The sequence below is a fragment of the Mycobacterium sp. JS623 genome, from assembly GCF_000328565.1.
Taxonomy (GTDB): Bacteria; Actinomycetota; Actinomycetes; order Mycobacteriales; family Mycobacteriaceae; genus Mycobacterium.
Genome location: NC_019966.1, coordinates 5,625,106 through 5,639,473 on the forward strand (window position 1 = coordinate 5,625,106; position 14,368 = coordinate 5,639,473).

Annotated in this window: 15 protein-coding genes; 7 read left to right on the forward strand and 8 right to left on the reverse strand. The window is 64.0% G+C overall.

All coding sequences use genetic code 11. The features are described 5' to 3' along the window. Positions 1 to 10: 10 nt before the first annotated feature. Positions 11 to 781: a dimethylargininase gene (gene ddaH / locus MYCSM_RS27335; RefSeq protein WP_015309418.1), complete on the reverse strand. Its 771-nt coding sequence runs from the start codon at positions 779 to 781 to the stop codon at positions 11 to 13. Positions 782 to 840: 59 nt separating this feature from the next. On the opposite strand from ddaH, the gene MYCSM_RS27340 reads away from it, so the two are divergent. Continuing rightward, positions 841 to 2,070, forward strand: a complete 1,230-nt coding sequence (locus tag MYCSM_RS27340; protein WP_015309419.1) for a cytochrome P450 — start codon at positions 841 to 843, stop codon at positions 2,068 to 2,070. A 9-nt stretch (positions 2,071 to 2,079) separates the two neighbouring features. After that, positions 2,080 to 2,679 carry a TetR/AcrR family transcriptional regulator gene (locus MYCSM_RS27345; RefSeq protein WP_015309420.1) on the forward strand — a complete coding sequence of 200 codons (600 nt, stop codon included), beginning with the start codon at positions 2,080 to 2,082 and terminating at the stop codon, positions 2,677 to 2,679. Positions 2,680 to 2,682: 3 nt separating this feature from the next. Here MYCSM_RS27345 and MYCSM_RS27350 read toward each other — a convergent pair whose 3' ends face one another. Beyond that, entirely contained in the window at positions 2,683 to 3,708 is a 1,026-nt protein-coding gene (locus MYCSM_RS27350) for an NAD(P)H-dependent amine dehydrogenase family protein (RefSeq protein ID WP_051073952.1), read from the reverse strand. A gap of 63 nt (positions 3,709 to 3,771) precedes the next feature. Next, positions 3,772 to 4,797: a Rieske 2Fe-2S domain-containing protein gene (locus MYCSM_RS27355; RefSeq protein ID WP_015309422.1), complete on the reverse strand. Its 1,026-nt coding sequence runs from the start codon at positions 4,795 to 4,797 to the stop codon at positions 3,772 to 3,774. Between the two features lie 100 nt (positions 4,798 to 4,897). Here MYCSM_RS27355 and MYCSM_RS27360 point away from each other — a divergent pair, with 100 nt between their 5' ends. Further along, positions 4,898 to 5,473, forward strand: a complete 576-nt coding sequence (locus MYCSM_RS27360; RefSeq protein WP_051073953.1) for a TetR family transcriptional regulator — start codon at positions 4,898 to 4,900, stop codon at positions 5,471 to 5,473. Here MYCSM_RS27360 and MYCSM_RS27365 read toward each other — a convergent pair. The 5 genes from MYCSM_RS27365 to MYCSM_RS27385 all read right to left on the reverse strand — a co-directional run bounded on the left by MYCSM_RS27365 (position 5,450) and on the right by MYCSM_RS27385 (position 10,260). Further along, positions 5,450 to 6,676, reverse strand: a complete 1,227-nt coding sequence (locus MYCSM_RS27365) for a hypothetical protein (RefSeq protein ID WP_015309424.1) — start codon at positions 6,674 to 6,676, stop codon at positions 5,450 to 5,452. The two genes, MYCSM_RS27360 and MYCSM_RS27365, sit on opposite strands and share 24 nt — an antisense overlap. Next, positions 6,666 to 7,094 carry a carboxymuconolactone decarboxylase family protein gene (locus MYCSM_RS27370; protein WP_015309425.1) on the reverse strand — a complete coding sequence of 143 codons (429 nt, stop codon included), beginning with the start codon at positions 7,092 to 7,094 and terminating at the stop codon, positions 6,666 to 6,668. Before MYCSM_RS27370 ends, MYCSM_RS27365 begins: the two co-directional genes overlap by 11 nt. A gap of 3 nt (positions 7,095 to 7,097) precedes the next feature. Continuing rightward, on the reverse strand, positions 7,098 to 7,952 hold the full coding sequence (locus MYCSM_RS27375) for an NAD(P)-dependent oxidoreductase (protein ID WP_015309426.1): 855 nt from the start codon (positions 7,950 to 7,952) through the stop codon (positions 7,098 to 7,100). Next, positions 7,949 to 8,713, reverse strand: a complete 765-nt coding sequence (locus MYCSM_RS27380) for an SDR family oxidoreductase (RefSeq protein ID WP_015309427.1) — start codon at positions 8,711 to 8,713, stop codon at positions 7,949 to 7,951. The genes MYCSM_RS27375 and MYCSM_RS27380 overlap by 4 nt, the downstream gene beginning before the upstream one ends. A gap of 80 nt (positions 8,714 to 8,793) precedes the next feature. Beyond that, positions 8,794 to 10,260, reverse strand: coding sequence for an aldehyde dehydrogenase (locus MYCSM_RS27385; RefSeq protein WP_015309428.1), 1,467 nt, complete (start codon positions 10,258 to 10,260; stop codon positions 8,794 to 8,796). Positions 10,261 to 10,400: 140 nt separating this feature from the next. Here MYCSM_RS27385 and MYCSM_RS27390 point away from each other — a divergent pair, with 140 nt between their 5' ends. The 4 genes from MYCSM_RS27390 to MYCSM_RS27405 are packed head-to-tail and all read left to right on the forward strand — an operon-like array spanning position 10,401 to position 14,361. Then, positions 10,401 to 10,985 (forward strand): TetR family transcriptional regulator, encoded by a 585-nt coding sequence (locus MYCSM_RS27390; protein ID WP_015309429.1) that lies wholly within the window; start codon positions 10,401 to 10,403, stop codon positions 10,983 to 10,985. Continuing rightward, positions 10,982 to 12,184 carry a cytochrome P450 gene (locus MYCSM_RS27395; protein ID WP_015309430.1) on the forward strand — a complete coding sequence of 401 codons (1,203 nt, stop codon included), beginning with the start codon at positions 10,982 to 10,984 and terminating at the stop codon, positions 12,182 to 12,184. Before MYCSM_RS27390 ends, MYCSM_RS27395 begins: the two co-directional genes overlap by 4 nt. Then, a complete protein-coding gene (locus MYCSM_RS27400) occupies positions 12,185 to 13,012 on the forward strand; it encodes an SDR family oxidoreductase (RefSeq protein ID WP_015309431.1) in 828 nt (275 codons plus the stop codon). It abuts the gene before it with no gap. Continuing rightward, positions 13,009 to 14,361 (forward strand): cytochrome P450, encoded by a 1,353-nt coding sequence (locus MYCSM_RS27405; protein ID WP_015309432.1) that lies wholly within the window; start codon positions 13,009 to 13,011, stop codon positions 14,359 to 14,361. The genes MYCSM_RS27400 and MYCSM_RS27405 overlap by 4 nt, the downstream gene beginning before the upstream one ends. The last annotated feature ends 7 nt before the right edge of the window (positions 14,362 to 14,368 follow it).

Sequence of the window (14,368 nt, forward strand, 5' to 3'; positions counted from 1 at the left end):
CACACCCTAACTAGATGCCGCGCAGCCGAACCGAAAGGCACGTCACGCAGCCCTCGAGCTTTTCGAACTCGCCGATGTCGACGAGCACGGGTTCGTAACCGCGCGCCCGCAGCAATGCGGCGGTCTCCGGCGCGGCCGAGGACATCAGCAGCTTCCCGTCGCCGAGCAGAACGACATGGGCGCCCGGCTCCTCCGGCACGGCGAGGAACGCCGGAAACACCGACGGGTCATCGACCACGGGCTCGTAGCCAATGACCGTGCCGTCCGGCAGCGCAGTCACCGCGGACTTGAGGTGCAGCGCCTTGGTCAGCACGACGGGAATCACGGTCGCGCCGAACGGCGCCAAATAGTCTGCCAACTGCCGGATCCCGTCGACGTTGGTGCGCCCGGACTGTCCGACGTAGACCGTGCCGCCGTGCTTTAGCACGTCGCCGCCATCGAGCACGCCCGGCGCCTCGATATGTGCAATGCGGTAACCGAATTCGGCGACAGCCTTCTCGGCGCCGTCGGTTTCCGAGCGACGCTCGGCGGCACCCGATCGCGCGATGACGGCGAGGTCGCCGTAGACCACGACGGTGTCTTCGACGAACACGCTGTCGGGACAGTCCGGCGCGGGCTCCACCTCGGTCACCCGCCAGCCGGCGTCGACGAAGGCTCGCAGATACCCCTCCCATTGCTTCATCGCGAGATCGGGGTCCACGGGCGACCGCTCGATGTGAGTGACCAGCCCCTCGGCCAGCCGCCGGACAGGTCGGCGAACGAGCGCCTTCTTGGCGTGCACGGACCGATCGTACGGTTGCGTTCGGCCATACACTTGACACCGCGGTGTATGGTCGAAGTATGACGCAGACCACATGCCCATTCGGCCAGGGCTTTGACTTCACCGACCCCGATGTCCTGCTCAAAGGCATCCCCGTCACCGAATTCGCCGAGCTGCGCAAGACCGCGCCAGTGTGGTGGAACGAGCAGTCCGACTCGATCTTCGACGATGGCGGCTGCTGGGTGATCAGTCGTCACGAAGACATCAAGGAGATCTCGCGCAACGGCGACCTGTGGTCCACCAACCGCAAGGGTGTGGTGATGCGCATGCCGGAAGGCACCGATGCCGAACAGCTCGAGCTCACCAAGGCGCTGCTGATCAACCACGACGCGCCCGAGCACACCCGACTACGCAAGCTGGTATCGCGGCTGTTCACACCGCGTGCCGTCGCCACACTCGAGGGCAAACTCGCCGTCGCCGCTCGCGAAATCGTCGCCGCCGCAAAGGAAAAGGACAGCGGCAACTTCGTCGACGACATCGCGATGAAGCTTCCGCTGCTGGCCATCGCCGACCTCATCGGCGTGCCCGAGGTCGACCGGGACAAGTTGTTCCACTGGACCAACGCGATCATGAACACCGAGGATCCGGACTTCGAGGCGGATTATGTAGCCGCCAACGCTGAATTGATGGGTTACGCCTACACCATGGCCGAGGAGCGCCGCCGCTGCCCGGCCGACGACATCGTCACCCGCCTGGTCCAGGCCGATATCGACGGTGAATCCATGGAAGACGTCGAGTTCGCGTTCTTCGTGATTCTGCTCGCCGTCGCAGGCAACGAGACCACCCGCAACGCGATGACACACGGCATGAACGCATTCTTCGAAAACCCTGAGCAGTGGGAAATATTCAAGCGTGACCGGCCGGAAACCACCGCCGACGAAATCGTCCGCTGGGCCACCCCCGTGCACTGCTTTCAGCGAACGGCATTGGCCGACAACGAACTTGGCGGCGTCACCATCCGCGAGGGCCAGCGCGTCGGGCTGTTCTACAGCTCGGCCAACTATGACGACGAAGTGTTCGATCGACCGTTCGAGTTCAATATCCTTCGCGACCCGAACCCCCATCTCGGCTTCGGCGGCAACGGGGCGCACTTCTGCATCGGCGCCAACCTCGCCCGGATGGAGATCAAGCTGATCTTCAACGAGATCGCCGAACAGATTCCCGACATCTCAAAATTGTCCGAGCCGCAGCGGCTTAGGTCCGGCTGGCTCAACGGGGTCAAGCGGCTACAGGTCGCCTACCGCGGATAGCATCGGCGCGTGCGCACCCACGGCTGGTCGGGCTCGGCCCCCGCGACCGACGAGGAAGCCATCGCGCGCATCCTGGACGCCGCGGGCAAGGCCATCGACGCCAAGGGTGCCGACTTCTCCATCGCAGACGTCGCCCGCACGCTTGGCGTCACCCGGCAGACCGTGTACCGATATTTCTCCAGCACCGAAACACTGCTCGTAGCCGCGGCCGTTCACGCTGCCACAGACTTCCTCGACCGACTGGCCACTCACCTGCAGGGCATCACCGATCCGGTGGAAGCGGTGACGGAAGCCATTGCAACGGCGCTGGAATGGCTGCCAAAGGACAAGCACATCGGCCTGCTGGTCGTTCCAGGTCGCGCCGATGCGCACACCGAGTCGGTCACGTCCGACGTCGCCGTGCAGTTCGCCAACTCCATGCTGCGTCGGTTCGACGTCGATTGGGCCGGCCTCGGCTTCAGCGACGCTGATCTCGACGAACTCGCCGAGCATCTGCTGCGGATCATCCAGTCGTTCGTCGTCGATCCTGGCCGGCCGCCGCGACAGGGCGCCGCGTTGCGCGACTACTTGAGGCGGTGGGTCGGCTCAGCCGTCACGCCTCTGCGTTGACGCCTAGATCCTGAATCGGCCTGCGAACCCCCGCAGCGGAAGATCGGCACTGGTGAGCAGCCCCGGCGCAGCGGCAACGACTGACTTGATCGCATGCAGCGCAGGCATGCCGGTGACAGTCATGCCGATTGACGCGAAGTTCGACGGGTCGGAGAGGTCCACGCCCGGCTTCGGAAAAATCATGTGCTTGTTGTAGACGCAGGGATCGCCCTTGATCTGGGTGATGTAGCAGCCCTTGATATCCCAATGCGGATCGGTATGCGGCGTCATCTGCCACTCGAGGTGCGTTTCGACGCGCGGAACCCCGTCGACCATGCCCTGGTATTTGATGTAGTTGCCGCCGAGTGAACCCTTCGGCAGCACATACCAACCCAGGTCGACGTCCTTGGTGCACGCGCCGAGCTCGTAGCTGAACTTGACCTCGTCGAGCTTCAGGTCGAAACAATCGGCCATCATCAGCACGCTGTCGGCGAAGACGCGGGTGTACTTCTCCAGCTTGGCCGGGGTGCTCGGATCGTCAACGGGTAGACCGTAACCCACCTCAATCCAGGTGTCCTTGCTGTGGTGGCACGACACGTCGACGGACTCGATGGTGGTGACGTTCTCGATCTCGGCGACATCCGCGGAGCAGACGACACCGAGGATCTGGTTGACGCCGGGGTTCATTCCGGTGCCGTAGAACGTCGAGCCACCCTTTTCACACGCCTCGGCCAGCACCTGGCTGACCGGCTTGCCCGACGGGTGCGGATGGTTGGTGTCGCGGTGCCAGCCGGTGATCCAGTCGGCGGTGGTGACGACGTTGATACCGGCCTCGAGCACCCCGACGTAGAGGGACTCGTCGGGGAACACGCCGTGGAAGGTCAGCACGTCGGGCTTGGCAGCGATGATCTCCTCGACCGTGCCCGTGGCGACGACGCCGTTCGGCTCGATGCCGGCAAGCTCGCCGGCGTCCTTGCCGATCTTCTCCGGCGAATAGCAGTGCACCCCAACCAATTCGAGTTCGGACTGCGCGCCGTAGCGCTTGATCATCTCGGAGCCCACGTTGCCCGTGGCGACCTGGAACACACGAATCGGGTTATTGGACAACACCGATCATCCCTTCTGATGGGTCGAAGCAAGGTCTGCGGCACTCCCACCGCGGCCGTCGGGATAAAACTGCAGGGCCCACTTGCGGATCGCCGTGAACCCCTCGTACTCGGAACTGGACAGCGCAGGCGGATCGGAATAACGCTGGTGCGACCAGATGTGGATGTCCTGGCGGAACTGCCGGATGACCTCTTGACCGAACTCGGCGGCCTTCTCCGCGGCCCGCGCAGTGTCCTTGCCGGGAGTCCGGCCGATGTAGACCATGAACCGGACGTCGGAGGTGGATTCGTCGACCGGTGTGATCGCGGAGATGGTGCGGTTGTCGATCATGCCCCAGCTCTTTGTCACCGCGATACCGAGTCCGCCGTTGATGGCCTCGACCCCGCTGCCGACGTCGTCGATGGACTGTTGGTCATCGCCCTCAAACGTGATGGTGAAGTCGACGTAGGACACCGGTGCGGCGAAGTCGTGGCGGGTGAAGATCGGATTGATCGGCGTCTGGTGCACGTACTTGAAATGCGCGAAGTCGACACCGTTTTCGAGCACGTACTGCGGATGCAGCTCGTGGCCTTGCTCGAACAGCCGCTGCTGCGGGTAGTAGTCGGCGGCGCTGCTGCCGTCACGGAAGTCGGCGAACACGTCCGGTGGGTCGAAGAACGGCTCGCGACCCTCGATGTCGTGCCAGATGTAGATCGATTCGTTGCGCTCGACAACCGGGTAGGTCTTGATCCGACGGCCACGGTTGGGCCTGCTCTCGTAGGGGATGCAGACGTTGCGGCCCTCTTGGTTCCACTGCCAGCCGTGGAATGGGCACTGGATCACCTCGCCGACCACCTGGCCGCCGAACCCGAGGTGCGCGCCGAGGTGTTCGCAATACGCGTTCATGACGGTGACCTGGCCGGCCTCGGACCGCCACGCGATCAGCTCCTCGCCGAAGTACTTCATCGCGTGGACGTCACCGACGCCGACCTCATCCGACCAGGCGACCTGGAACCAGCCCGTCGGCTTCATCGATAGGGGCGGCTTGGCCATGTCGACAAGAATCACAGAAGGCTCTATTATTCGTCAAGTGTCGGATTCGGTGACCAGCGCACGACGGAGCAACCGCCGCGGTCAGGCGACGCGTGAGGCCATGCTCGAGGCGGCGCTGCGGGCCCTGGCGACCGGCGACGTCGCCGCGGCCTCCGCCAATCGCATCGCCAAAGACGCCGGCGCGACCTGGGGCGCGGTCAAATACCAGTTCGGCGACATCGACGGCTTGTGGGCCGCTGTGCTGCGCCGCACCGCGGAGCGGCGCGGACAATTGCCATCACGGGCCACCCCGGCTGCACCGCTGCGGGAGCGGGTGGCCGCCATCATCGACCTCCTCTTCGACGGGTTGTCCGCTCCCGATTCGCGCGCGATCGAGACGCTGCGGGCCGCACTGCCCCGCGATGGCGCCGAGTTGGAACGGCTCTACCCGAAGACGGCCGCCGAACTCCAATCATGGGGGCGCAGTTGGATCGAAGCGTGCCAAGAGGCGTTCCGCGACGTCGATGTCGATCCCGACCGGGTTCGTGAGGTCGCTTCGTTCATCCCCGGTGCTATGCGAGGTCTCGCCTCGGAGCGCCAACTCGGTTCCTACTACGACCTTGATATGGCGCGCCGTGGATTGACCAACGCCATCGTGACGTACGTGCAGCGCTCAGAGCACCGTGAGCGGCAGTGACTTTCGGTGCTCGAAGGCGAACGTCGAACCGCCGCTGACCCGGACGACCGAAACCTCCGGCAGTTCCTTTGCCGCCGTATCGGTTTCGATGATGCGCGCCGTCCACTCATCGTCGGTTCCGGCGATCTGGACGTCGAGACGCGGATCGATCGCGGCGACGGCCGCCTGCACCGGGCGGTTCTCGGTCGGCCCGACCAACGACAACCATGCCCCGTCCTCGTGCGCCGGCGAGCGGCCGACGTGCACTGTGTCCGGGCCGAATTCAGCGGTCGCATACGGGACCGGATTGAACATCGGGTGCAGTTCCAGCGTGCGCACCGCGCCCTCGATGCCGCCGGGCAAGTCCAGTGCGCGGTGAATACGTTCAGCGGCGATGCCCGCAATGCCGATGAGCTGCTTGATGCAGATCTCGGTCGCCAGTTCGGTGTTCGTACCCGCGCGCTTGCCGACCGCGATGACGAACGAAAGGTTCAGCAGGTGCATCTGCAGACACACTTCGTCGGCCATTCGCACGAGCGCAGAGTGCGAGAACGCACCGAAGTCCAGGTCCGAGACCAGAGCGCCGGAGTAATCCGACTGCCCTTCATCGTCTGGGTCGATCGGGTCGAGTTCGGTTTGGGCAGCACGTGTTCGACGTATCACGTCGAGGACGGGATGGTCCTCAACCTCTGGATAGGACTCATCGATGATCACCGTCCACGCGCAATGCGGGTGACGGTCGGCAGGCACCCGCGGTGGGCGGTGGATCGGACGGATCTGCGCCCGGCGATTGGTGGCCACGGCGGTCGCGTCGAACGTCGGATCCTCGATGTCATGGCACATACCGCGGACGTAGTCCTCGCCCATCGGCTCGACGTCGAGGAGCGCACCGCAGTGGTCGAGGTGGAACTCGCCATGCCGGCGGTCATGCACGGTGTAGCGGAAGTCCATGAACTGCGGGGGCGCGCCGATGTCGAGCTGCAGGCCCTTGAAGATCGTGATGACATCGTCGCCCTCGTATTTGAGGGCCTTCTGCATCCGCCTGGTGTAGATCGGGCTGGCGCCCATCCATTCCTCGATCGCGATCTGCAGCATCTCCTCGCGACCGAAATTGCTGATGCACCATGCCATTCCGGAGCGGTCGATCAGCTGTCCGATCAGCAGCAGCTCCGGGACCAGCGTCGCGAGCTGCTCCCGCGACAGACTGGCATACCTACTTGTCATCGAGGCTGCTCCCGGAGTGCATGTTCAGCGCCGCGTTGACGTTGGCCTTCTTGTCCTCGCCCTGCTGCTTCTTGCGTTGCTTGGTCACCTTCGCCACCACGCCGTCGAGCTTGGAGCCCAGCGGGAAGCCGAGGTAGTGGGTGAGAAAGATGGCCATCTCCTTGAGTTCGTCCTCAGTGATCTCACCGTTGGCGAGCGCGGCGTTGGCCTGGATCTCGGCCAGGTCCGAAATGCCCAGTGCCGTCACCACAGTCAGCGTCATGATCCGCTTGTCACGCATCGACAATCCCGGCCGCGTCCAGATGGTGCCGAAGAGATGGTCAGCCGTCAGCGCGAAATAATCGCCCGGCATATCCGGCATTTCCCAGCCGTAGACCTCGTTCATCTTCTCGAGGCCTTTGCGGCGCAGTTCGTCCACCGTCTACTCCTTTGTGTGAGGAACGCCGAGGCTGGCGGCGAAGTTTTGCAGAGCTAATTCCGCAAGCGGCAGTGTGACGCCCAGCGCCTCACCAAGCGCCAGCGCCAGGCGTAGGTCTTTCTCACCCAATGCACGGTTGTGCAGGAATGGTTGATACAGGAAGTGGTCTGGAGCAAGTGGTTTCGCGTCGTCTCGCCACATGACCATGCCTGCACCGCCGGACTGCTTGTCGCTGTGCCGGACGACTTTGCCGAGATCTTGCAGGTTGACGCCCGCCGCGTCCGCCAACTTTAATGCCTCGCCTGCCGCCGTGAACGAAATGAAGTGCAACATGTTGCGCGCCAGCTTCATCCGGGTACCCGCGCCCGGCTCTCCGGCGTGTACGATCAGCGACGCCCACAATGAGAACGGTTTTTCAACGAGCCTGAACGCCTCATCGCTAGCGCCGACCATCACGGCCAGCTCACCCTTCGTTGCGGCGCGGTCACCGCCGCTGACGGGCGCATCGACGAGATGAATACCTCTGGGTTCGAGTTGTTTCGCCAACTCGGCGGCAACTCCTTCGCCGATCGTCGAATGGATGGCGATCACAGCGCCCGGTTTCGCATGCGGCGCCAGCTGTCCGACTACATCACGTACCTGCTCGTCGTTCAGCACGGTAACGCTGATGACGTCTGCGCGTTTCCCGACATCTGCCACGCTATCGGCCAATTCGGCTCCGAGTTCGGCGAGCGGTGTCATGGCCTCGGTGCGAACATCGAAGACGATGAGCCCGCCGGGCCACTCCACGAGGCGTTTCGCCATCGGCGCACCCTGATTGCCCAGCCCGATGTAGCCGAGTTTGATGTCCTCACTCATGACCGGATGATCTGCCCTCCGTCGACGTTGAAGATCTGACCGGTGATCCACTTGGCCTGATCCGACAGCAGGAACAGGCACATGCCGACCAGGTCATCCGGTTGGCCCATGCGGGACAACGGAATGCCCTTCACGATGTCGGCCACCATCTCCTGCGGCGTGGTGGTCCGGTTCGCCTCGGTGTCGATCGGGCCGGGCGCGATCGCGTTGATCCGGATGTTCTGCCCACCGAGCTCGGTGGCCAGCTGCTGGGTCAGGCCGTTGATGCCGACCTTCGCAAGCCCGTAGAAGTTCGAGTACAACCACGCAGCGGTCGACGATTGGTTGACAATCGCACCGCCGCCCCGCTTGGCCATCTTCCGGTACACCGCACGCGTGCACACCAACGCGCCGTCCATGTTCACGCTCATGAACTTCTTGTAGTAGTCCCAGTCGACGGTGACCAGGAAGTCCAGCTTCATGCCACCGAAGATCGCCGCATTGTTGACCAGGTAGTCGATGCCGCCGAACTCCGAAAGCGTCTGTGCAGCCATCTCTTTCGCGGAGTCCGGATCGGACACGTCCACCCGAACCGCCAGCGCGTTGCCGCCCTCACCCTTGATCCCGTCGGCGACCTTCTGCGCGCCTTCGGTGTTGATGTCGGCCACCACCACGGCGGCGCCCTCGCGGGCCAATGCCTCGGCGTAGGCCTGGCCGATGCCGCCACCCGCCCCGGTGACGATCGCTGTTTTGTCTGTAAACCGACCGTCGAACTGACCCATGTTGTTCCTTTCTCGTGTCGAGTGGCCAGTTGATGCACGTTTCAGCCAAATGGCGTGTCATAACTGGCCACTCGGCGGCGCTAAACCCCGGTGGCAATCGCCTTGATTTCCAGGTACTCCTCGAAACCGGCCAGCCCCATTTCCCGGCCGATGCCGGACTGCTTGTATCCACCGAACGGCATGTCCGCGGAGTACCAGACGCCACCGTTGACATTGACGGTGCCGACCCGCATCCGGGCCGCGATTGCCGCGGCACGTTCGGGATCGGCCGAAAACACCGTGCCGGACAACCCATACGGCGAATCGTTGGCGATGCGCACCGCGTCGTCATCTCCGTCGTGCGCGATCACCGTCAACACCGGGCCGAAGATCTCCTCGCGCGCCACCTTCGCGTTGTTGTCAAGGCCCGCAATGACTGTCGGCTCGATGAAGAACCCGGTGTCGCGGTCGGCCGGACGGCCGCCGCCGCAGGCGAACTTGCCGCCCTCGTCAGTGGCCGAGTCCAGGTAGCCCTGAATGCGGTCCCGCTGCCGTGCCGAAATCACCGGGCCGCAGATCGTACCTGCATCGTTCGGGTCGCCGGGCCGCAGCGATCCCATGGTCGCCGCCGCCGCCTCGACCGCTTCGTCATAGCGCGCCCTCGGCACCACCAGACGGGTGGTGATCGCACACCCTTGCCCGGCGTGCATCGATGCGGTAAAGGCCGACATCGAGCACGCGCCCGCCAGATCCGCATCGTCGAGCACGAGGAACGCCGACTTGCCGCCGAGTTCGAGGAAGACCTTCTTGAGCGTGGCGGCCCCGTCGGCCATCACCGCGCGACCGGTGGCCGTCGACCCGGTGAACGAAACCATATCGACGCGTGGGTCTTTCGACAGCAGCGCACCGACGCCGTGGTCGCTGGAGGTGATGATGTTGAGCACGCCCGGCGGGATGTCGGTGTGCTCAGCGACCAGCTCGCCGAGGATGGCCGCACACCATGGCGTATCCGGCGCGGGCTTGAGGACAACGGTGTTACCCGCCGCGAGCGCCGGGCCGAGCTTGGCAAAGTTGATCTGATGCGGGAAGTTCCACGGGGTAATAGCACCCACTACGCCGATCGCCTCTCGGGCAATGGTCCGGTGCGTCTTGATGCCCATCGGCTCGGCCATGCCGAAGTCGGTTGTCCACTGGTAGGACTCGGCGGTGTCGGCACAGAAACTGAGGTCGGCGATCGGACCTTCCAGCTGCGCCGCGGCGGTGAGCATCCGTGGCGCACCGACCTCGGAGATGGTCAGTTCCCGTAATTCTTCGATGTTGTTTGTCAGCACGTCCTGCAACTGACGGACGCAGCGCACCCGTAGTTCGACGTTGGTCGACCAATCCGTGTCGTCGAACGCACGCCGGGCGGCCTCGATTGCCCGGTCCATGTCGTCGACGGTCGCATCGGCGGCGACTCCGAGCACCTCTTCGGTGGCTGGGTTGATCGTGGGGAACGTGCCCCCACTGCCCGCCACCAGCTTGCCGTCGATGAGCAGTTGACTCTGGCGATCGCTGCGCACGCCCATGACCACTCTCCGCTTCTTTGCTGGACAACTGTCCGACTTGGCTTACCCGAACGATAGCCCGCGAAGGCTCCAGGTGGCAAGCACAGCCCAATTCACCTGCATACTTGCCTACGACCCATCCGGTCAGATAACTTGGACATGTGTCCAGCGATGCCGTGGCAGCCGTCACAGACCAGCCACGCAACCGCCGCCAGGAGGAGACCTTCCGCAAGGTTCTCGCCGCCGGCGTCGAAATGCTGCGCGAGTCGTCGTACGCCGATCTGACGGTGCGCGCGGTGGCCGCCCGCGCCAAGGTCGCCCCGGCGACCGCGTACACCTATTTTTCGTCGAAGAACCATTTGATCGCCGAGGTGTACCTGGACCTGGTGCGGCAAGTGCCCTACTTCACTGACGTCAACCACAGCCGCACCAGCCGCGTCGAGCAGGCGCTGCGTGCGTTGACGTTGATGATCGCCGACGAGCCGGAAGTCGCGGCCGCGTGTACGACGGCCCTGCTGAGCAACGGTGATCAGGCCGTGCGAGCGGTGCGCGATCGCATCGGCGCGGAAATCCACAAGCGCATCCGGTCGGCGGTCGGACCGGACGCAGACCCGCGGACGGTATCGGCCCTCGAGATGACCTACTTCGGCGCCCTGGTCCATGCGGGCAGCGGCGTCGTCACGTACCACCAGATCGCCGACCGCCTCACCTATGTGGTCGGCCTCATCCTGGGAGAAGAAGAGTGACCGTAGACGCCAGTGCGCTGACGCTCGACCCGTACGACTACGACTTCCACGAAGACCCGTACCCGTACTACAAGCGGCTGCGCGACGAAGCTCCGCTCTTTCACAATAAGGATCTGGGCTTCTGGGCGTTGTCACGGCACAGCGATGTGCTGCAAGGTTTCCGCAACAGCACAACGCTCTCCAACAAGTTCGGGGTGTCGCTGGATCCCGCGTCGCGTGGGCCGCACGCGTCCAAGACCATGTCGTTTCTCGCGATGGACGATCCGGCGCACTTGCGGTTGCGCACCCTGGTGTCCAAGGGCTTCACCCCGCGTCGCATCCGCGAACTGGAGCCGCGTGTCACCGAGATCGCAATCCAGCACCTTGACGCCGCTTTGCAATCAGAGACTTTCGACTACGTCGACGAATTCGCGGGCAAGCTCCCGATGGACGTCATCTCGGAATTGATGGGCGTGCCCGAGCCTGACCGTGCCCAGGTCCGCGCTTGGGCCGACGGGGTCATGCACCGCGATGAAGGCGTCACCGATGTGCCGCAGGCGGCGGTCGAGGCATCCATCAACCTGATCGTCTACTACCAGGCGATGGTCGCCGAGCGCCGCAAGAAGCCCACCGACGACCTCACGACAGCGCTGCTGGAGGCCGAGATCGACGGCGACCGGCTGACCGACGACGAAATTCTCGGCTTCATGTTCCTGATGGTGATCGCGGGTAACGAGACCACCACCAAACTGCTTGCCAATGCGGCGTTCTGGGGCTACAAGAACCCTGACCAGCTGAGGCCCGTCTACGACGATCTCGAGCGGGTGCCGTTGTGGGTTGAGGAGACGCTGCGGTACGACACGTCCAGTCAGATCCTCGCCCGCACCGTCTCCGGCGAGTTGACGCTGTATGACACCACCATTCCCGACGGCGACGTCCTGCTGCTCCTGCCAGGTTCCGCTCACCGCGATGAGCGAGTCTTCGCCAATCCCGATGACTACCTCATCGGACGAGAAATCGGTTCCAAACTCATGAGTTTCGGTAGCGGTGCCCATTTCTGCCTCGGCGCGCACCTGGCGCGGATGGAGGCGCGGGTCGCGCTAGCCGAGTTGTTCAAGCGAATCCGCGGATATGAAGTCGACGAGGCCAACGCCGTCCGCGTTCATTCCAGTAACGTCCGCGGATTCGCTCATTTACCCATCACCGTGGAGACCCGTTAAATGCCCCGCTTTGAACCGCTGCCCAAGCGCAGACCAGCCATCGTGGCCGGCGCATCGTCCGGAATCGGCGAAGCCACCGCGATCGAGCTTGCCGCGCGCGGCTTTCCCGTCGCGCTCGGTGCCCGCCGCGTTGAGAAGCTCGACAAAATCGTCGGCAAGATCCGCGCGGACGGCGGCGAGGCCGTTGGTCTCCACCTCGACGTCACCGACCCCGGTTCGGTCAAATCCTTTGTCTCACAATCGGTCGAGGCGCTCGGCGAGATCGAGGTACTGGTGGCAGGTGCCGGTGATACCTACTTCGGCAAGTTGGCCGACATCAGCACCGACGAGTTCGAATCGCAGCTGCAGGTCCACCTGGTCGGCGCCAACAGGCTGGCCACCGCAGTGCTGCCCGGAATGATCGAGCGCCAACGCGGCGACCTGATCTTCGTCGGCTCCGACGTCGCACTTCGTCAGCGCCCGCACATGGGTGCCTACGGCGCAGCCAAGGCCGCACTGGTCGCGATGGTGACCAACTTCCAGATGGAACTCGAGGGCACCGGCGTGCGCGCATCGATCGTGCACCCAGGTCCGACCAAGACCAACATGGGCTGGAGCCTGCCTGCCGAATTGATCGGGCCTGCACTCGAAGATTGGGCCAAATGGGGCCAGGCCCGCCACGACTATTTCCTGAGGGCAGCGGATCTCGCGCGCGCCATCACGTTCGTCGCCGAAACCCCACGTGGCGGGTTCATCGCGAACATGGAACTACAACCCGAGGCTCCATTAGCCGACAAGAAGGACCGGCAGAAGCTTGCGCTGGGTGAGGAAGGAATGCCACCGGTATGACCACTGCAATTGTGCCCCGCGTTTCTGGCGGTGAGGAAGAGCACGGCCACCTCGAGGAGTTCCGCACCGACCCAATCGGTTTGATGAAGCGCATCCGTGAGGAATGCGGGGACGTCGGCTGGTTCCAGTTGGTCGACAAGCACGTCATCTTCCTGTCGGGCGCCGAGGCCAACGAGTTCTTCTTCCGGTCGGCCGACGAGGATCTCGACCAGGCCGAGGCCTACCCGTTCATGACGCCGATCTTCGGCAAGGGCGTGGTCTTCGACGCGAGCCCCGAGCGGCGCAAGGAGATGCTGCACAACTCGGCGCTGCGCGGTGAGCAGATGAAGGGCCATGCGGCCACCATCGAGGGCGAAGTCAAGAAGATGATCGCCAACTGGGGTGACGAAGGCGAGATCGAACTGCTCGACTTCTTCGCCGAGTTGACCATCTACACCTCGACGGCGTGCCTGATCGGCCTGAAGTTTCGCGAACAGCTCGATCACCGGTTCGCCGAGTACTACCACGATCTGGAGCGCGGCACCGACCCGCTGTGCTACGTCGACCCGTACCTGCCGATCGAGAGCTTTCAGCGCCGCGACGAGGCGCGCGTGAAACTCGTTGCGCTGGTGCAGGAAATCATGGACCAGCGGTTGGCAAATCCGCCGAAAGACAAGGCCGACCGTGACATGCTCGACGTGCTGGTGTCGATTCGCGACGATGAAGGCAGGCCGCGGTTCTCCGCCGATGAAGTCACCGGCATGTTCATCTCGCTGATGTTCGCCGGGCACCACACCAGCTCCGGGACATCGGCGTGGACGCTGATCGAACTGATCCGCCACCCTGAGGTCTACGCCGAGGTGCGGGCCGAACTCGATGAGCTCTACGCAGACGGCCAGGAGGTGAGCTTCCATGCGCTGCGCCAGATTCCGAAGCTCGACAACGTCGTCAAGGAGACGCTGCGCCTGCACCCGCCACTGATCATCTTGATGCGGGTCGCGCAGGGCGAGTTCGAGGTGCAGGGCTTCCCGATCCACAAGGGCGACTTCGTCGCGACCTCCCCCGCTGTCTCCAACCGGATTCCCGAGGATTTCCCCGACCCGGACGCGTTCCTTCCGGACCGCTACAACAAACCCGAGCAGGCGGACATCGCAAACCGATGGACGTGGATACCGTTTGGCGCGGGACGGCACCGCTGTGTGGGCGCGGCGTTCGCCCAAATGCAGATCAAGGCGATCTTCTCGGTTCTGTTGCGCGAGTACGAATTCGAGATGGCACAGCCGGCCGACTCGTACCGCAACGACCACTCGAAGATGGTCGTGCAACTCGAGCGTCCGGCCAGGGCCCGCTACCGCAGGCGCGCCAAGTAGGGAGGAC

Excerpts from the sequence above, each read along its gene's own strand:
- MYCSM_RS27400 (WP_015309431.1), top strand. The coding sequence starts at position 12,185 with ATGCCCCGCTTTGAACCGCTGCCCAAGCGCAGACCAGCCATCGTGGCC.
- MYCSM_RS27340 (WP_015309419.1), top strand. The coding sequence starts at position 841 with ATGACGCAGACCACATGCCCATTCGGCCAGGGCTTTGACTTCACCGAC.
- MYCSM_RS27405 (WP_015309432.1), top strand. The coding sequence starts at position 13,009 with ATGACCACTGCAATTGTGCCCCGCGTTTCTGGCGGTGAGGAAGAGCAC.
- MYCSM_RS27380 (WP_015309427.1), bottom strand. The coding sequence starts at position 8,713 with ATGGGTCAGTTCGACGGTCGGTTTACAGACAAAACAGCGATCGTCACC.
- MYCSM_RS27365 (WP_015309424.1), bottom strand. The coding sequence starts at position 6,676 with ATGACAAGTAGGTATGCCAGTCTGTCGCGGGAGCAGCTCGCGACGCTG.
- MYCSM_RS27355 (WP_015309422.1), bottom strand. The coding sequence starts at position 4,797 with ATGGCCAAGCCGCCCCTATCGATGAAGCCGACGGGCTGGTTCCAGGTC.
- MYCSM_RS27360 (WP_051073953.1), top strand. The coding sequence starts at position 4,898 with ATGCTCGAGGCGGCGCTGCGGGCCCTGGCGACCGGCGACGTCGCCGCG.
- MYCSM_RS27350 (WP_051073952.1), bottom strand. The coding sequence starts at position 3,708 with ATGATCAAGCGCTACGGCGCGCAGTCCGAACTCGAATTGGTTGGGGTG.
- MYCSM_RS27385 (WP_015309428.1), bottom strand. The coding sequence starts at position 10,260 with ATGGGCGTGCGCAGCGATCGCCAGAGTCAACTGCTCATCGACGGCAAG.
- MYCSM_RS27375 (WP_015309426.1), bottom strand. The coding sequence starts at position 7,952 with ATGAGTGAGGACATCAAACTCGGCTACATCGGGCTGGGCAATCAGGGT.